Annotated in this window: 23 protein-coding genes; all 23 read right to left on the reverse strand. The window is 47.9% G+C overall.

Annotated features, from left to right (window positions below; all coding sequences use genetic code 11):
• Nucleotides 1-50 precede the first annotated feature (50 nt).
• The 23 genes from RS881_RS09285 to RS881_RS09395 all read right to left on the reverse strand — a co-directional run bounded on the left by RS881_RS09285 (nt 51) and on the right by RS881_RS09395 (nt 16,678).
• Nucleotides 51-536 (reverse strand): amidohydrolase family protein, encoded by a 486-nt coding sequence (locus RS881_RS09285; RefSeq protein WP_315820820.1) that lies wholly within the window; start codon nt 534-536, stop codon nt 51-53.
• Nucleotides 515-1,414, reverse strand: a complete 900-nt coding sequence (locus tag RS881_RS09290) for an amidohydrolase family protein (protein ID WP_315820821.1) — start codon at nt 1,412-1,414, stop codon at nt 515-517. Before RS881_RS09290 ends, RS881_RS09285 begins: the two co-directional genes overlap by 22 nt.
• 117 nt (nt 1,415-1,531) lie before the next feature.
• Nucleotides 1,532-2,920: a PKD domain-containing protein gene (locus tag RS881_RS09295; RefSeq protein ID WP_315820822.1), complete on the reverse strand. Its 1,389-nt coding sequence runs from the start codon at nt 2,918-2,920 to the stop codon at nt 1,532-1,534.
• Nucleotides 2,872-4,092: a hypothetical protein gene (locus RS881_RS09300; protein ID WP_315820823.1), complete on the reverse strand. Its 1,221-nt coding sequence runs from the start codon at nt 4,090-4,092 to the stop codon at nt 2,872-2,874. The genes RS881_RS09295 and RS881_RS09300 overlap by 49 nt, the downstream gene beginning before the upstream one ends.
• 2 nt (nt 4,093-4,094) lie before the next feature.
• Entirely contained in the window at nt 4,095-4,463 is a 369-nt protein-coding gene (locus RS881_RS09305; protein WP_315820824.1) for a hypothetical protein, read from the reverse strand.
• A 17-nt stretch (nt 4,464-4,480) separates the two neighbouring features.
• Nucleotides 4,481-5,173, reverse strand: a complete 693-nt coding sequence (locus RS881_RS09310; RefSeq protein ID WP_315820825.1) for a DUF7948 domain-containing protein — start codon at nt 5,171-5,173, stop codon at nt 4,481-4,483.
• Between the two features lie 147 nt (nt 5,174-5,320).
• The gene (locus RS881_RS09315) at nt 5,321-5,494 is read right to left on the reverse strand and encodes a hypothetical protein (protein ID WP_315820826.1); all 174 of its coding nucleotides are present in this window, start codon (nt 5,492-5,494) and stop codon (nt 5,321-5,323) included.
• The gene (locus RS881_RS09320; protein ID WP_315820827.1) at nt 5,491-5,772 is read right to left on the reverse strand and encodes a hypothetical protein; all 282 of its coding nucleotides are present in this window, start codon (nt 5,770-5,772) and stop codon (nt 5,491-5,493) included. Before RS881_RS09320 ends, RS881_RS09315 begins: the two co-directional genes overlap by 4 nt.
• A gap of 25 nt (nt 5,773-5,797) precedes the next feature.
• Nucleotides 5,798-6,328, reverse strand: a complete 531-nt coding sequence (locus RS881_RS09325; RefSeq protein WP_315820828.1) for a PorP/SprF family type IX secretion system membrane protein — start codon at nt 6,326-6,328, stop codon at nt 5,798-5,800.
• A gap of 190 nt (nt 6,329-6,518) precedes the next feature.
• Entirely contained in the window at nt 6,519-7,421 is a 903-nt protein-coding gene (locus RS881_RS09330; RefSeq protein WP_315824412.1) for a PKD domain-containing protein, read from the reverse strand.
• Nucleotides 7,394-8,476 carry a PKD domain-containing protein gene (locus RS881_RS09335; RefSeq protein ID WP_315820829.1) on the reverse strand — a complete coding sequence of 361 codons (1,083 nt, stop codon included), beginning with the start codon at nt 8,474-8,476 and terminating at the stop codon, nt 7,394-7,396. The genes RS881_RS09330 and RS881_RS09335 overlap by 28 nt, the downstream gene beginning before the upstream one ends.
• A complete protein-coding gene (locus RS881_RS09340; protein WP_315820830.1) occupies nt 8,457-9,476 on the reverse strand; it encodes an SBBP repeat-containing protein in 1,020 nt (339 codons plus the stop codon). The genes RS881_RS09335 and RS881_RS09340 overlap by 20 nt, the downstream gene beginning before the upstream one ends.
• The gene (locus RS881_RS09345) at nt 9,473-10,210 is read right to left on the reverse strand and encodes a DUF7948 domain-containing protein (RefSeq protein ID WP_315820831.1); all 738 of its coding nucleotides are present in this window, start codon (nt 10,208-10,210) and stop codon (nt 9,473-9,475) included. The genes RS881_RS09340 and RS881_RS09345 overlap by 4 nt, the downstream gene beginning before the upstream one ends.
• Before the next feature lie 185 nt (nt 10,211-10,395).
• The gene (locus RS881_RS09350; protein WP_315820832.1) at nt 10,396-11,262 is read right to left on the reverse strand and encodes a helicase-related protein; all 867 of its coding nucleotides are present in this window, start codon (nt 11,260-11,262) and stop codon (nt 10,396-10,398) included.
• Nucleotides 11,190-11,837 (reverse strand): DEAD/DEAH box helicase, encoded by a 648-nt coding sequence (locus RS881_RS09355; protein WP_315820833.1) that lies wholly within the window; start codon nt 11,835-11,837, stop codon nt 11,190-11,192. The genes RS881_RS09350 and RS881_RS09355 overlap by 73 nt, the downstream gene beginning before the upstream one ends.
• Complete coding sequence (locus tag RS881_RS09360; RefSeq protein WP_315820834.1) at nt 11,818-12,171, reverse strand: hypothetical protein; 354 nt, start codon at nt 12,169-12,171, stop codon at nt 11,818-11,820. Before RS881_RS09360 ends, RS881_RS09355 begins: the two co-directional genes overlap by 20 nt.
• Complete coding sequence (locus tag RS881_RS09365) at nt 12,165-12,524, reverse strand: hypothetical protein (RefSeq protein ID WP_315820835.1); 360 nt, start codon at nt 12,522-12,524, stop codon at nt 12,165-12,167. The genes RS881_RS09360 and RS881_RS09365 overlap by 7 nt, the downstream gene beginning before the upstream one ends.
• Nucleotides 12,525-12,927: 403 nt before the next feature.
• Nucleotides 12,928-13,116, reverse strand: a complete 189-nt coding sequence (locus tag RS881_RS09370; protein ID WP_315820836.1) for a hypothetical protein — start codon at nt 13,114-13,116, stop codon at nt 12,928-12,930.
• 17 nt (nt 13,117-13,133) lie between these two features.
• Nucleotides 13,134-13,493 carry a DUF6934 family protein gene (locus RS881_RS09375; RefSeq protein ID WP_315820837.1) on the reverse strand — a complete coding sequence of 120 codons (360 nt, stop codon included), beginning with the start codon at nt 13,491-13,493 and terminating at the stop codon, nt 13,134-13,136.
• Nucleotides 13,494-13,717: 224 nt separating this feature from the next.
• Nucleotides 13,718-13,924 carry a hypothetical protein gene (locus tag RS881_RS09380; RefSeq protein WP_315820838.1) on the reverse strand — a complete coding sequence of 69 codons (207 nt, stop codon included), beginning with the start codon at nt 13,922-13,924 and terminating at the stop codon, nt 13,718-13,720.
• Nucleotides 13,921-14,409, reverse strand: a complete 489-nt coding sequence (locus RS881_RS09385) for a hypothetical protein (protein ID WP_315820839.1) — start codon at nt 14,407-14,409, stop codon at nt 13,921-13,923. Before RS881_RS09385 ends, RS881_RS09380 begins: the two co-directional genes overlap by 4 nt.
• Before the next feature lie 188 nt (nt 14,410-14,597).
• Entirely contained in the window at nt 14,598-14,963 is a 366-nt protein-coding gene (locus RS881_RS09390; RefSeq protein WP_315820840.1) for a hypothetical protein, read from the reverse strand.
• A gap of 92 nt (nt 14,964-15,055) precedes the next feature.
• Complete coding sequence (locus RS881_RS09395) at nt 15,056-16,678, reverse strand: hypothetical protein (RefSeq protein ID WP_315820841.1); 1,623 nt, start codon at nt 16,676-16,678, stop codon at nt 15,056-15,058.
• Nucleotides 16,679-16,842: the final 164 nt, after the last annotated feature.

A 16,842-nucleotide genomic window follows, 5' to 3' on the forward strand; every position in this document is an offset into this window, starting at 1 on the left:
GGCACTTGCGGCGCAGTTGTCTTCACTCGTTGCCTCTATGCCTGGTTGCCTTATTTCTTCTCCAGCTTTTTCAGTTCCTGTTCAATATAGGTTTTACTAAGCCACCTGCCTGCCAGGCATACCCCCTCAATATCTTGTGTGGCGCGAATATTGGTGAGTGGATTACTATTCAATAAAATAAGATCGGCCAGCGCACCGGGTTTGATGACCCCTACATCTTCGCGCTTCAGGAATACAGCGGGATTAACGGTGCCCGTGCGCAGGGCTTCATAAGGAGTTAGTCCTGCATTGACCAGGTAGGTTAATTCATGGTGCAGGGAAAAGCCGGGCACATCAAATATCTGTGGGGCATCAGAGCCCAGCAGTAGGCCTACGCCATTCTTTTGGCAGGCAAGGATCAGTTGACGGCGTATGGCAACAAATTTCTGCACTTCAGCAGTTTTATAGTTGGGGTTGTTCTGTAAGCTCTTTTTGGCATTGATCCAATTAGTCCGGGTGTTGGCCGACATATAGATCATCTCAGGCTCCTGGCCCAATGCTTCGGGTGTTTGATCGGGCGAGATCCATCTTTCGGCCAGTGCCTGGTGGGTACTACCCATACATGATGATCGCGCAGGCCCTTCATAAGTTTGGGTATACGGCTGGTATCGGCCTGGTGGCCAATGAAGGTGGCAAATAGCCCTATTTGTTGCTCGGTCATATTTTCAATACCGGGCACCAGGCTTTCTACAAAGCCATCCATATGGTCGATCGAAGCATAACCTGCGTCGATGGCCCGCCATACACCTACTGCAAAAGAAACATGGCCGGCAAAGGGGATATTGACCTCTTTGGCCGTTTGTACGATGGCATTGAAATTGGGAACGGTAAGACCGGGGTGCAGTTTGAGGAAGTCATATCCGGCCACTTTTTGATCCCGTACCATTTTAATGGCGGTAGCTTCATTGTTGGCTGTTTGTCCATTGATAGAGGGACCAGAGGTATACAAGCGTGGACCAATGATCTCGCCGCTTAATAGTTTACTGCGTAGTTCAAGATGCCGGGGATGGCCCAGCATACCCCGTATGGTGGTAACACCTTTCAGGGCAAAGAGTAATACCACTTCCTTCATGGGTGCTATATCATCTATTGGCGGCACATGGGCGTGCATTTCGGCCAGGCCCGGCGTCAGGTATTTACCCGTGCCATCAATCACCAGGGCGCCGGCACTGTATTTGACCATACGGGCATCACCTAGCAATGAAATCTTGCCATCTTTCACTACCACTACCTGATTGGGCATTACCTGCTCCTTATCCATGGGGATCACATTCACATTGCGGATTACAATTTCCTGTTTCCTGGAGTCGGGAAGTTCCTGGGCTACCAATGAATAGGTACAGGCCAGTAAAAGGATGGGAAGTAATATTTTCATGGAAGGCTATTTACTACAATGTAACAAAAATTACTTTATAGGTGTTTGCCTTTAATCAAATACCGATTGCCGAGTATTGGCTTCTGTATCCTGTATTCTGAATGCTGTATTCTCCCCTCACCTTATCAAAGTAATATCTCCCGTTTTACGTTGTGTTCTGCCATCGGTAAACACTACGTCGAGGGTATACGTGTACACATCCATGGGTTGCAGTTTACCCTGGAAAAACCCGTCCCATCCCTGGTTGCGGTTGGTGGTTTCAAATACCTTTTGTCCCCAGCGGTTAAAGATGCGCCAGGTCATTTTACCAATACCAAATCCGGCTACTTTCACAATGCTGGCCCTATTGCCCCTGGCTGGTGTAAAGGCATTGGGTACATCGAGCAGGGGATCAATAAGCGCTTCCGCCGTGCGCGTAGCGGTATCGGTACATTCAAATTGATTATAGGTAATCAGCATAGCGGTATAAGTTCCTGTGGCATTGTACTGATGTTGTACATTTTGCATATCCGTGGTGAGCGTGCTATCGCCATCTCCAAAGAACCATTTGTACCGTACACCACCTATGGATTGATTGAGGAAAGTAGTGGGTTTATTGACATCGGGTGTAATGGGGTTAATACTGAATGCCGCCTTGGGTTTGGTATTGACAGTAATGGAGAAATCGAGGGTATCCCTTTTATTACAAGTATTGGAGTCTACCACGATCAGGCGGATATTATAAGTGCCGATATTATTGTACAGGTGGGTAGGGCTCATCTCGGTAGAGGTACTGCCATCGCCAAAGTTCCAGAAATAATCATGACCACCCAGGGAAGTGTTGTTGAAGTAAGCATTATAGGGAGCGCAGCCCATAGCTGGTGTAGAAACCCGCGCCACCACATTAGCCACCACACCCAGGTTCAATGGTTTCCAATCACCCTGGTTGCAGAAGTTGGTATCCAATAAGATCAATCTTATGGGATAGGTACCTGCAGCAACGTAGCCATGCGTAACAGGTGCAATACTGGTGGGGGTTATGGGCGTACCATCTCCAAAATCCCAGGCAAAACTTTTGGGGCCAAAAGGTTTACCAGGAGGAGGCTGGGAAAGGTTGGTAAACTTGAAAGTGAGTGACTCGCAATCGCCATCTTTTTCAGGCTTGAAATCAATGACTGCCGGATCATCCCTTACCCGGATGGTAATATAAGCCGTATCGCGTTGGTTACAGGTGCTGGGGTCAATCGCGATCAGGCGCACCCGGTAGGTACCAATGGCGGTAAACGTAAAGCTTTCTTCAAAATTGGTGGTTACCTTATCCGTAACGCCATCGCCATCAAAATCCCATTCATAACTTTTGGCATTGCGTACCGTATCGCGAAACTGGAGGGTGAAGGGTACACAGCCCATGGTATCGGGCAGGTTATTGAAATAAGCCTTGGGGCCAGCGGCTACGCCGGCAAAATTGAAGGCGATCTTTACTGCTGCCAGGTTACAATCACGGCTACCATTGGTAGGAGCCCACACGCCTGGCGTAGTGGGAAAACGCCGGGTAATAGGAAAATCCCTGTCCTGCGCACAATTGGCGCAAATAGCCTGGTAAATAACCCCTGTTCATCGTAGCGGCTGGTACCGCCATCCACATGTTCGCCAAAGCCGCCTTCCTGGCCAAAATAGGAGCCATACAATAATTCCGAAGCATCACGCTTGATCACAATAAAATAAAAGTCCCGATTGTCTGTAGTGGTTTTTATAGCATCGGGGGTGGTGGGCATATTGGCTACGCCATCCATATTGGCAGAGTTAGCATTGGGTACCAGCCAGCCACCCCAGCCAGAGATGTATACATTTTCACAACGGTCTACCAGGAAAGCCACCGGTGATATATTGGGCCTGGCCGAACCATTGCCAAAAACAGTGGAATAGATAAACCCGGAGAGATCGGGCTTTAGCTTGGCAATAAATTGCTTGGAATTGGGATTACTATAAGCTGCGTTGATAACGGGCCAGTTGCCTTCCGTAACGCCCATGATATACGGGATGCCGCTCTTGTCGAAATGAATACCATAGATGGCGTCGAAAGAAGAGGTACCCATATAAGTGGTATTGATAAGGGTAGTGCCGTCATTGGAAATACGGGAAACAAAGCCATCTGTAACGCCTCCCTGAAAAGAGGACTGATATACACCCGGTTTGCTGGTGGGTGGAAAATTACCGCTGGTGGTTACGCCGGCTACATAGAGTTCCTGGTTGGACGGGTTGATGGCCAGTACAAAGGCGCCATCTTTATTATTGCCACCCAGGTAGCTGCACCAGGTAATATCTGTACAGGTTGGGTTGATCTTGATTACCGTACCATCCTGGTCGCCTCCGGAAGCAGGTTGAAATACACCAGGGGTTACCGGCATGCCATCGTCAGGTCCATAAGATTGGGTTTGAGCCGATACATAGATATTATTCGATTTGTCGAGGATCACTTCACTGCGTGAATCATCGCCATAAAAACGAAAGGTGGCATTGGGCACCATGGTAGATCCCAACTGGTCCTTGATGTTCACGCCGTCATTGCCAAGGCCGCCAATACGCAGGGAGCCAATAAGGCCGGTACCGGCAGCATTTAGTTTGGTAACAACAATATCCGATCCGCCTCCTTTGCCCTTGAGGGTGCCCGGATAATTGTTGGAAAATGTTTTGCCCATAATCACCAGGTTGCCCTGGGCATCACACACAAGACTATGCGGGTAATCGTTCCCGTTTCCGCCGAGATAAGTGGCATAAGCCCGTTGTCCATTGGGCGTGAATTTAAAAATGCCCATATCAACGCCTTTCCCGCCGCCCGAACTGGAACCACCTGAATAATCAACCTGGTAAGCGCCGGTGGTAACAGGAAACCCTTTATCGAACACAATGCCCCCGAAAACAGGGAACCATCGGGGCCGGGTGTGGCGGTATAACCATATTGATCGGCAGAACTGCCCGTAAAAGAACAAAATACCAGGGTAGGGTCAATGACCAGGGTACTGGTTTTGGAATAATTGGCTACCCTGAACTTTACCGTGTTCTTATCCACCAGTTCATAACTACAGGTTATTTCTTTTTGCCGGAGGTCATATCAAACTGGTAGGAGTAAGGGTACAATTCTTTCAGGTCGCCCACTGATGTTTTAATGATCAGTTCTTTGTTCCTGATCAATAATTTGTCGGGCCCATCATATTGCATGGCTATTTTACTTACATCGCCACCGGGATGGATGACCAGGTCATATTTCAGTTGGCCGTTTTCGGAGTAATAGCGGATATCGATATTGGGATAAATATCCTTGTATACAATGGCCTGGTAAACGGGTACATCCTGCGCCCATTTGGAAGGATCATTGCCTATGAAATAGCTCGTATTGGTGGGCACTGGTTTTTCGGGTATCACCAAACAGTTTTCATTGGCGCCGGCAAATTGTACGCGGTAAGCATGGGAACGTATTACCGGAGGGCCGTCATTGGGTGGATTGGGTTTGCCCTCCGGGCCCCGGTCGGGCCGGCTTAACCGTATATGACTGTTGTCTGTATGTTGTTCTCCTTCATGGTTGCGGTCGAAAAAGCGGTTCAGGTCATCGCCGTTGTGTTGCAATACCGTAAATCCGTTTTGTTGGAGGAAGAAAGCGCCGGTGGATACGCTGCTTTTAAAACGTATCTGCTTTTCCCACTGGCCTTTGTTTTCGGTAAATTCAAAAGTAGCGGCGCCGCCCTGGGCAATCATTTGCAGGGTGGAAAAGAGGAATGGCATTACAAGCAATTTTTTCCAGGTCAATGGCAATGGCTTTAAGGTGGATCAATAGAAATAAGTTGGTGTGTTGCACCAATCTGCATGCTATGTTCGAATGCTAAACGCCGTATTCGTCCGAATGCTGTGTTCTAAGTGTTGTATGCTCCTTTAAAATGTTGGACACAAGGATTGCCTTTTGTCCCCATTGTACTCGTCATAAAATCCCCGGTTCATCAACGCAAATTCGTAGGCGCCCCGGGTATTATTGTATTGTTTCAGAGAGGAAGTAGTTGCATCGTAAGTGAAAGTAAGCCGTATATTTTTGTATTCAAAACCGATCATGGGAATAAAGGCGTCGCCGTTGCGGTAGTATAAACCGCCCAATACTTGCATTTCTCCCCTTCGCCGGATAAATTGTACTGTGCATAAGCGCCAGCCACCAGTTCATTCGATTTGGCCTGTAAGCTGTAATAGGCCATGGGATTCAGGATCACCTCATCGGTTACCTTCAGACTGGCATTGGCAAAGGCATTGTAGCGGGGTGATATACGTGAGTCGTAGCCTGCAGGGTCTTTACTAAAAAATGATTCCCGCGGCCTGTTGATATGCCAGGCGCTCACGCCGCCGTTGACGTAGACCTTATCACTAGGAAAAAAAAGCGTAGTTGAGGCCCACTTGCACATCAAAATAATTGATATTGGTGGCTTCGGGAATACCATCTGAAGGGAAATTAGAGTCGAAGAACTTGCCATCGAACTGGTCTGGAAATTTCAGGGCGCTGGTATTGATGCGTTTGTTGGACCAGCCCACGTTAAAACCGGCTGATAACAGGTGCGATATACCGAGCATTTGGTGGTAGGCAGCCGAGGCATACACTTTGGTGGAAGTGAGTTGGCTGGAACCTGCTACATCACGCAATATTACACCACCCAATCCCAGCCAGCCGCTTTCAATGCGGTTGCGGAATACCTGGGCATCGCCCCAGATGCTGTAAGTTTTATAAGGAACCGCCATCACATTGGACCACTGGTTGCGGTAATTGGCGCCGATACGGTAATCAGCATCCGGAATAAAACCTGTATTGGCCGGATTGGTAGTAAGCGGAGAATTGAACCATTGGGAGAAGTGTAAGTCTTGCGCGGCCGATCGAGTGCTGATCAGTAGCCCGCTCAGCATAAAAAAGAGGGCGGTTTTGATACAATATGACATTGTACCGGCAGAATCGCCTGCTGCTTCCTGATTCATTCCGCTTGGCTCACACATAGTCAATTTTTAATATTTCGATTGCAGAATCCCTTTACAACCTATGCTTATACAATATACGTTTATCCCCGCTGTTCCGGTTGGCTTTACCAATCATTATTCTTTACCTGATCAAAGTTATATCGCCCGTTTTTCGCAAAGGTCTACCATCAGTAAACACCACATCCAGGGTATATGTGTATACATCCATGGGTTGCAGCTTGCCTCCAAAGGTGCCGTCCCATCCCTGGTTGCGATTGGTAGTTTCAAATACCTTTTGTCCCCAACGGTTATAGATACGCCAGGTCATCTTATCGATCCCAAATCCTGCCACTTTCACAATACTGCTCTTATTACCCCTGCCTGGTGTAAAGGCATTGGGTACATCCAATAGGGGATCGATCAGGGTTTCCACCGTGCGCAGGGCCGTATCCGTACAGCCAAATTCATTATAGGTGATCAGCTTAGCCGTAAACTTACCAGTTGTATTGTATTGATGAGATACATTTTCCATGGTAAAGGTTTTGGTAGAATCTTCATCGCCAAAGAACCAGTGGTATTCCTTGCCACCAATTGATTGGTTCAGGAAAATGGTGGGTTTATTCACCTGGGGTGGTATAGGCGTAACACTGAATGCAGCGGTGGGTTTGGTGTTGACAACAATACTGAAATCGAGGGTATCTCTTTTGTTACAAGTATTGGAGTCTATCACGATCAACCTGATATTATAAGTGCCAATAACATCGTATCGATGGGTGGGGCTCATTTCTGTGGATGTAGTTCCATCACCAAAATCCCATAAATAATCGTGCCCGCCCAGGGAGGTATTGTTGAAATAGGCATCATACGGAGCGCAACCCATCTTGGGCGTTTCTACCCTGGCTTCCACATTAGCTACTACCCCTAAATTGACCTGTTTCCAGTCGCCCCCATTACAATAGTTGGTATCCAGCAGGATCAGGCGGATGGGATAAGTGCCGGGCGCTGTAAAATAGTGCTTCACCGGATCTTTACTGGTAGGTACAATGGGCGTACCATCACCAAAATCCCAGGCAAAACTGGTGGCACCAAATGGTTTACTTGCCGGGGGGTGGAATTATTGATGAAATTGAAACCCAGGGATTCGCAGGGGCCGTCTTTCACTGCATCAAAGTCAATAACAGCCGGATCGTCTCTTACCCGGATAGTAACATAGGCGGTATCCCGCTGGTTACAGGTAGAAAGATCAACAGCGATCAGGCGTACCCGGTAAGTGCCTATGGTAGTAAACGTAAAGGATTCCTCAAAGTTGGTGGTGATGCGGTCGGTAACGCCATCGCCATCAAAATCCCACTCATAGGATTTGGCATTGCGTACCGTATCCCTGAACTGGAGGGTAAAGGGTACACAGCCTACCGTATCGGGGAGGTTATTAAAAAATGCTTTGGGCCCCGAAGCTACGCCGGCAAAATTGAAGGCGATCTTAACAGCGGCCAGGTTACATTGGGGACTGCCATTACGCTCGGCCCAAACACCCGGCGTTGTGGGAAAGGATTGGGTAATGGGATACTCCTGTGAACCAAAACAGTTGGCGCAGATGGCCTGGTAAATCACACCCTGGGCATCATAACGGCTGGTACCACCATCTACGTGTTCCCCTTCACCGCCACTTTGCCCAAAATAGGTACCATACAATAATTCCGAGGCATCACGCTTGATCACGATAAAGTAAAAATCGCGATTGTCAGTAGTCAGTTTGATGGCATCCGGCGTGGTGGGCATATTGCCTACACCATCCATTTGGTAAGGATCGCTGCCGGGCTCCAGCCAGCCACCCCAGCCAGAGATGTACACATTCTCACAACGGTCAACCAGGAAGGCTACCGGTGATATATTGGGTCTTGCCGAACCATTACCAAAAACAGTGGAATAAATAAGTCCCGTGAGATCGGCTTTCAGTTTAACGATAAATTGTTTCGAATTAGCAATGCTATAGGCGGCATTCAATACCGGCCAGGCCCCTTCTGTAACACCCATAGCATAGGGGATACCTGCCCTATCGAATTTAAGGCCATATACGGCATCAAAAAAGCCGGTGCCCAAAAAAGGTAGTACTGATAAGCGAAGCGCCGTTATTGGATATCCTCGATACAAAACCATCGGCTATACCGCCCTGGTAAGTACCCTGGTAAGCGCCCGGGCTATTGGCGCCGGGAAAGCGTGTGCCATCGGTTGTGGCACCGCCTACATACAATTCATTGTTGAGCGGATTCAGGGCCAATACAAAAGCGCCATCATCATTGGCGCCACCAAGGTAACTGGCCCATATAATATCATTGCAGGAAGGGTTGATCTTGATCACCACACCATCCTGTCTGCCTCCTGGTGTACCCTGGAATACACCCCCGGTGACGGGAAACAGGCTACCGCCACTAGTAGATTGCGTCTGAGCGGCGATATAAATATTGTTGTTATTGTCCAGTATTACTTCACTGCGTGAATCATCGCCATAAAAACGTACGGTAGATGTTTTCTGTCCGCCACCTTCAATCTGGTTCTTGATGTTTACGCCATCATCGCCGCTACCACCGATGCGTAAAGCGCCGATAAGGCCGGTACCGGTAGCATTCAATTTGGCTACAGCAATATCAGCTCCGCCACCTGTACCCCTTACAGTACCTGGCCAGTTGGAAGAATAGGTTTTTCCCATTACGACCAGGTTGCCTTGCCCGTCGACGATGAGACTATGCGGGTAATCGTTTCTATTACCACCCAGGTAGGTGGCATAAGAACGCCGGCCATCGGGTGTGAATTTAAAGATGCCCATATCAATACCGCCCAGGCTATTCACATTATCGCCACCCACATATCCGGTTTGATAAGCGCCGGGCGTAGTGGGAAAACCATTGCCAAAAACAATGCCTCCCGAAAACAGGGAGCCATCCGGGCCTGGTGTGGCCGTATAACCATATTGGTTGGCCGGACTGCCCGTAAAGGAACAGAATACCAGTGTAGGGTCAATTACCAGCGTACTTGTCTTAGAATAGTTGGCCACCCTGAACTTCACCGTATTTTTATCCACCAGTTCATAGTTACAGGTCACTTCTTTTTGCCGGTGGTCATATCAAACTGGTAAGTATAAGGATATAGTTCCTTCAGTTCACCTACAGAGGTTTTAATGATGAGTTCATTGTTCTTAACCGATATTTTGTCGGCCCCTTCGTATTTCATAGCAATATTGCTCACTTCACCACCGGGATGTACAATGAGGTCGTATTTCAGGCGGCCATATTCGGAATAATAGCGAATATCAATATTGGGATAGATATTCTTGTAAACGATGGCCTGATAGACGGATACATTAACGGCCCATTTGGAAGGATCATTGCCAATAAAATAGCTGGTATTGGTTTGGACTTGTTTGTCGGGCACTACCACACTGTTCTCATCGCCGCCCAGAAACTGTACCCGGTAGGCATGAGACCGGACCACAGGACCGGTAGGCGTAGGAGCAGGTTGCCCGGTGCCTGGTTTTCCCGGCTTGCTATTGGGGCCACGGTCGGGCCGGCTGATCCCGCCACCGCCACCTCCTTGCGCATCCACTTTATGGTGACGGCGAAAGAAATTATTCAGGTCATCCCCATTGTGCTGTACTACGGTAAAGCCATTCTTTTGAATATAAAAGGCGCCGGCGGATACTTCACCTTTGAAGCGCACCTGTTTATCCCATTGACCTTTATTTTCTGTGAATTCAAAAGCCGAAGAGCCACTCTGTGCAGCAATCTGTAGGGTGGCGGCTATGAGAAGCACAGTAACTATCAAACTTTTCCTACCCAAAGATTTATTTTTTACAAATTACTTAATAAAAACGTCAATTCGCCCCGGTTCTTATAGGTACCAAGGGGTTTTTAATCCAATTTTTAAGCAGTATAAACAGTCGATTATGGGGCTAATAAAGAGTAGCGTTTTTTTCACCGGATATTGAATACTGTATAGATCGTTTGTTGAACTTGAAATGCAAATTACGAAATCTTACTCCAGGCTGTTTTACCTTGTAATGATTGCAGGTATTCCTTTAGTCGCCCGTTTTCTGCAGCAGTAAGATCGGGATCATTTTCTGCAATCTTTTCGGCCACTGTCCGGGCTGCTTCCAGCCATTGCCTGTCTTCTACAATATTGGCCAGTTTGAAATTCAGCAGGCCACTTTGCCGGGTACCTTCAATATCTCCTGGTCCGCGCAATTCTAAGTCTTTTTCCGCCACTTTGAACCCGTCCGTTGTCTCCACCATCGTCTTTAACCGCTCACGCGCATCATTGTTGAGCTTGGTGCTTGTTAATAATATGCAAAAACTCTTTTCAGCACCCCGTCCTACACGTCCACGCAACTGGTGTAATTGTGATAAGCCAAATTTCTCTGCATTTTCAATCACCATTACACTGGCATTGGGCACATCTACACCCACTTCGATCACGGTGGTTGCTACCAGAATTTGAGTGTCGTTGTTCTTAAAACGTTGCATATTCGTTTCCCGCACATCGGTGGTTTGACGGCCATGCACCATGCTCATCCAGTATTTGGGCTCAGGGAAATAAGCTTTCACATTTTCATATCCCTTCATGAGATTTTCATAATCCAGTTTCTCCGATTCTTCGATGAGGGGGAACACGATATAAGCCTGCCTGCCTTGTGCAATTTCGGCCTTGATGAAACCCATTACCTGGCTGCGCGCCGTATCATAACGATGTACGGTTAAAATGGGTTTTCGGTTGGGAGGTAATTCGTCCATGATACTATAATCCAGGTCACCATAGGCCGTCATGGCCAGGGTGCGTGGAATGGGGTGGCTGTCATCACCAGCATATGGGGTGGGATGGAGGCCTTGCCCCATAATTTGGCCCTTTGAGCTACTCCAAAGCGGTGTTGCTCGTCTACAATGGCCATACCCAGGTTTTTGAACACCACCGTATCTTCTATTACTGCATGGGTGCCCACCAGTAATTGTATCTCACCTGCTTCCAGCTTTTTCAGGATCTCCCGGCGTTCTTTTGCTTTGCTTGAACCGGTGAGGATCCGGATATTCACCGGCAGGTCTTTCAATAGTTTGGTGAGGCCGGCAAAATGCTGGCGGGCCAATATTTCTGTGGGGGCTACCAGGCAGCTTTGATAGCCATTATCGGCAGCCAGTAACATAACCAGCAGGGCTACAATGGTTTTGCCACTGCCTACATCACCCTGCAGCAGGCGGTTCATTTGTTTGCCGCTGCCTGTATCCTTCCGGATTTCCTTGATCACCCTTTTCTGCGCCCCTGTAAGTTCAAAGGGCAGGTATTTTTCGTAGAAAGTATTGAAAAGTTCGCCTACCTGACCAAAAACGACTCCCCTGGAATAGCGGTGCCTTTTGGCCTTGACCAGGTGCATTCTTAGCTGGGCGATGAAGAACTCTTCAAATTTGAGCCTGTTCATGGCTTGTTGCCAGGCTTCGGTAGAAGGGGGAAATGTATATGGCTAATGGCCCGGTACCGGGGCACCAATTGAGCGGTTGTAATATATAATCGGGCAGGTTTTCTGGCAGTTCTTTTTCACCCAGGTGCATGAAAAGCCCCTGAGTAAGTTTGGCGATCTGCCGGGCGCCGAGGCCCCGGGCTTTTAATTTTTCGGTAGTAGAGTATACCGGTTCCAGGAAATTCCGGGCACTGGGCGACTCCTCTGCCAGGGGCTCAATTTCGGGATGGGTCATTTGAGGGGCGCCCTGGAAAAAACTTACTTTTCCAAATACCTGGTAGGAATTACCTACCACCAGCATTTTTCGATCCAGGTAATGCCCTGGAACCAGGTAAGCTCCAATATGCCTGAGGCATCTTTGATTTCGGCGACCATCCGTTTGGACCGTTTTTCGCCCATAATACCCATGCTGGTAATGCGTCCGGCAATCTGGATAAAATCAGTTTGTGGCCCAATTTCCCGGATAAGGCTCACCTTGGTTTTGTCGATATGCCGGTAGGGAAAATGCTCCAGCAGGTCTTTGAACGTGAAGATTCCCAGCTCTTTCTGCAAAAGCTCGGCCCGATGGGGGCCTACCCCCTTCAGGTATTCAATTGGACTGGCCAGGATATTTGTGCCCCTGCTGCTGATAGTGAATTCTTTGCGCAAATGTAAGTGTCTGAACCCTGATTTGGGAGGCTCCTGGTGTTTTTAGTAGCCTCGCTGCATGATCAACCCTTAGTAAGTGCGCTTTAAGTGCCTACCTTAAGGCTAGGTTAAGACAACCTTAAGGCAATCTTTTTCCAACCAATCAGGGACCAAAGACGGACCAAACAGGGACCAAACTCGGACAAAAATGGGGTGGCGGGTCTATTTGACCGGTGTTTACCCCTTTTTTTGTTAAGATAAGGAGTGGTTGTTTACCTGACTTTTTACAGTGAAGTAACGGAGCTGGTATCCTACCATATCCCTGCTATTCTGACACCATTGTGATAGAGAGTGTTGGACAGATGAGGGCATGAAAAAGCCTTCTGGTTGGAGGCTGGAATTATTTAGATAGGTTGTATTCTGATTATTGCTCTATTCTTCTTAGAATCATACCATTGGGTAGAACTTTCTTGGATTTGGAAAGAATTTCATTTGCTTTTTCAGCTTTCTTTATAAAAAACTCATCCTTGCTATAATCTACTGTGTCCTTAACAGTAGCCACCTTCCACTTGCCTTTCGCATTGTTTAACTCATTGGAAAATTTGGATGACATAGCAACCTCTTTTTTGATTAATCGAATTTACGATTATTTTTAAATATTAAAAAAGCTTCATAATTGATACCGGAGTGAAACGGATACCATTCATCTTTAATGAAGCCGAAGATCAGGAATGTTTTTTCTATTTCCAGCCGGTAGGCGTTGATACCCATTTGATAAAGCCTGGTTTTGGTAGGCGTAGCACCTACTGCATGAATAGCTATATTGCCACATTTTTCAGTATAGCTTAATACAGTAAATGCAACTGTAGCCAATACCTTATCACGGTCATTGTTATTGGAAATAACCAGGTCATCTATTGTTTGTGCCTCCTGGTTCCAATCTCCAAAAGCAAGGTTAACTACCTGAATATGACCTATATGCCATGGCATTAATTGGTAGTTAACCACCTTTTGATGGCTCCTTTAGGGCCAATACTTTCAAAAACAAAGCTATCGGTGCCTTCAACAGCCTGGCAATCGTACCTGTCCAAATGCATTGATTCCGTTTTTCAAGCTTAGTGTATATCCATTCCCGGGGTGATCCGCCTTTATGTACGATATTATGATTTTTCAGATTTGTTGATGGTTGAATATTTTTTACTCGTCTTTAAGGTTTATGAACCCGGCTTCTGTGCTGGCCGTGTAACCGGTCGGGTTTGGCCTGCGGGACGGGTGGTGGGTCTGGTAGTGGGTTGGGTGGAAGGCCGGGTAGCCGGACGGGTAGTGGGCTGCGTAGGCCTTGTCGTTGGCCGGGTGGTAGGTTGCGATGGCCGGGTGGTGGGTCGGGTGCCGCTTCCCGGATTGGGGGCAGGCCGGGTCACCGGTCTGGTTGTTGGGTTGGTGGGCCGTGTAACAGGCCGGGTGGTGCCAGGGTGGTCGTACCGGGCCGGGTAGGCCGCGTAACGGCTGGCCGGGTCATCACTGGCCGGCCACCATTATCGAAGGCGGGCAGTTTATTGTTGACGGAAGGCGCTTTGGGATGATCTCTTTTGAACATGGCCGAGCCTTCGCGGGCAAGGTCGGGCCGGGAATAGGTGGTGCGGAAGTCGCCTCGCTGCAACCGGGTTTGGTAGATGGGGGCCCGCCGCCTGAAGCCGCCATTGCCATAATAGCGGTTGCGCCAGCCGGGAAAACGGTAATAGTGCCAACGACGGTAATGCCCAAAATAATAATAGTCCCAATAGTAATGATAGGTATAGTACTGGTGCCAGTAAAAAGGCCGCCAGGGCCGCCAATAAGGTGGATAATAACCCCAATACCAGGGTGAGCGCCAACCTATGTATACGGGCTGATACATGAACAGCACAATGGGCCAGGTAGCTACCTGGTAGGTAGTGGTATATTGAACAGTGGCATTGTTATTGTCGGCGCGGGCGCTGCCAGTACTGGCATTGCCCGAATAACCCGGATTGGGTGTTTCGCCGCTGGTATTGGTGCCCGAACTATAATTGGGTTCAACGATATAGTCCTTACCATACAGGTCTTCATCACCTATTACTTGGATTTTGGCCTGACCGTCTTTGTCTTTTCTACAACGATCACTGCCACATCCTGGTCTTCATTACGGCTCATGGCCACCTTCAGAATAATGTTGTGGATATTGCCTTCTGCATTATCACTTACCTGTATATAATCAGTTTCGTTATTTCCATCCAGGTCGAGGTTGTTGATATTGTTGGATTGATCATTGAGGGCTCTTTCAAATCCTTCCAGGGTTTCAGAAGACTGGAAAAGCTTCAGGACTGCGTAGAGATTCAGGTTATCACCCGGCAGGTCCAGCCTTTCCTGTTCCTGTTGAGCGCCTGCTGGCAGGTGTAACAGGCAGCCGATCATAGTCAAAGATAACAGGAGATATTTCATGGGATTAATTTTACTAAATATACTAAATTAATCCCTTTATATGCCTGTTGCCAGGCTGATAACCATCCGGTAACCAATTACGGGCTATCAACTTATGGCTTCACATATACTTCCACCCAGGCATCGGTACTGGGTTTGCGGGGCGCTACAAATACATCCACTTTCTTATAGTTGGCTTGTAATGCTTCCCGTATTTTAAAGGGATAGAAATTGTTGAGGTAAGGAATGTATTCAAACAAAACCAGGTCATAATGTTTGTTTTGAATACGGTTGATGAACATATTGGTTTCCTTATCGAACATACCTACGCCCTTATGGAACCAGAGGGGATATTCGGGACCACGTTCCAACTCGTAAGGTATTTCGGCTGCCAGGGGCGTCAACTCACTCATGTTGAGCACATTCAGGTTCTTGCCATGTTGAACCAGGTCCATATTCATCAGGCGTTCAATACCATCTACTGTGGGATTGGGCAGGAGTACTTTTTCAAATGACTTCAGCTTGGGGGTACGCCATTGGTCGAGGGGAATATCGGTGGTGTCAAGATTGATCATGTAGGTATTGCGGTTCACTACGTCGGCATAGATATGCCCTTCATGAGTCATGGTGGTATAAGATTCACCGCTTCCTTTCAATACAAAACGGTCGATGTAGCGCCAGTAAACATGACTCCACCAGAGCATGACCCCGGCAGCACAAATGATGACGGGTTTCCAGCTGTCGAATTGTATGGGCAGCAATAAAGAGAGCAAAGAAAGAATGAACACAAAAGCAAAGCTGTGGAAGAAGATATTGTTGTCGACCGGTACATAGCTTGTTACCTGGAAAATAGCGGCCTGTGCCAGGATACCCAGGGTAAGCAGCGTAAAGATCATTTGCTGTTTGTTGAGCCAAAACGCTTTCCAGTTCTTAATGGCTACCATCAGCAGCAATACAATAAGGAATAGGTAGAATTTTAGCCATTGGGAGCCTGCCAGGAAATCGCGTAAAATATCGCTGATCGACATGCGGGAGCTATGGGGCGGTTGGCCATGGTTGAACCAGTAGCCAAAAGTGCCGGTTACCGGCAGTATCATGGCCAGGCCGGTAATGAATACCGAAGCGATAAAGACCAGGAGTGGCAGCCATTTCTTTTCGGAGAGGGCGATATAACCCAATAAGGCCAGGCAAATAAGCAGGGCCAGCCCGCCGCCATCCTGTTTGGTAAAGAAGGAGCAGAATATGAAAAAGCCCGAAGTCACCAGGGAGGCATACTGCCACTTGCCGGTGGATGGGGAGAAGATAAAATGCATGAGGAAGGCCAAACCGATCAGCTCATATACGATTACCGTATGGTTGTACCAGGGCCAATAATTGAAAAAGGTATAGGAGAGGCAGAATACCAGTACGGCGGCAAAACGGATGCCTGGCTGCACGCCCAGGCTCTTGAAAATAGAGCGGAATGCCAATCCGGCCAATAGGTTAAGAAATGCCTGGGCCTTGATAAGGGTAATAAGCTGGGGCCCGAATATTTTAAAGAAGGTGGCGGGAATTACCCAATACATGTATCCCACCGGCATGCCGAAATCCTTATAGGGTACCTGCCCCTGGTACATCCGGTAGGCGCCTTCCCAGGAAAGAAAAATATTAATGCGATAGGGAAAGCTGGCAAATACAGGCACCATGGCAATAATCACGATGACCAGTAACTCTGCGGAGGAAAGAATTCTTTTCATATCGGTTGAATGTAGTGAAGCGTACCGAAAGCCGGTTTAAGGTTACGCGAAAGTAGCCTATGGAAAAATAAATTGCAAGTAATTGTACTTTGATTATAAAAAGCTGTGTTTCTGATACTAAGGGGGAGTGGGTAAATTGAAGCCTGCCTGTAAATTATTCTTTA

Source organism: Paraflavitalea speifideaquila, assembly GCF_032395985.1.
GTDB classification, from domain to species: Bacteria; Bacteroidota; Bacteroidia; order Chitinophagales; family Chitinophagaceae; genus Paraflavitalea; species Paraflavitalea speifideaquila.

Bases quoted from the DNA above. Each gene is read 5' to 3' on its own strand.
- RS881_RS09390 (WP_315820840.1), bottom strand. From the start codon at position 14,963: ATGAAATATCTCCTGTTATCTTTGACTATGATCGGCTGCCTGTTACAC.
- RS881_RS09355 (WP_315820833.1), bottom strand. From the start codon at position 11,837: ATGAACAGGCTCAAATTTGAAGAGTTCTTCATCGCCCAGCTAAGAATG.
- RS881_RS09315 (WP_315820826.1), bottom strand. From the start codon at position 5,494: ATGATCGGTTTTGAATACAAAAATATACGGCTTACTTTCACTTACGAT.
- RS881_RS09290 (WP_315820821.1), bottom strand. From the start codon at position 1,414: ATGAAAATATTACTTCCCATCCTTTTACTGGCCTGTACCTATTCATTG.
- RS881_RS09370 (WP_315820836.1), bottom strand. From the start codon at position 13,116: ATGTCATCCAAATTTTCCAATGAGTTAAACAATGCGAAAGGCAAGTGG.
- RS881_RS09395 (WP_315820841.1), bottom strand. From the start codon at position 16,678: ATGAAAAGAATTCTTTCCTCCGCAGAGTTACTGGTCATCGTGATTATT.
- RS881_RS09300 (WP_315820823.1), bottom strand. From the start codon at position 4,092: ATGGGCAAAACATTTTCCAACAATTATCCGGGCACCCTCAAGGGCAAA.
- RS881_RS09325 (WP_315820828.1), bottom strand. From the start codon at position 6,328: ATGCTGAGCGGGCTACTGATCAGCACTCGATCGGCCGCGCAAGACTTA.
- RS881_RS09350 (WP_315820832.1), bottom strand. From the start codon at position 11,262: ATGGGGCAAGGCCTCCATCCCACCCCATATGCTGGTGATGACAGCCAC.
- RS881_RS09310 (WP_315820825.1), bottom strand. From the start codon at position 5,173: ATGCCATTCCTCTTTTCCACCCTGCAAATGATTGCCCAGGGCGGCGCC.
- RS881_RS09375 (WP_315820837.1), bottom strand. From the start codon at position 13,493: ATGCCATGGCATATAGGTCATATTCAGGTAGTTAACCTTGCTTTTGGA.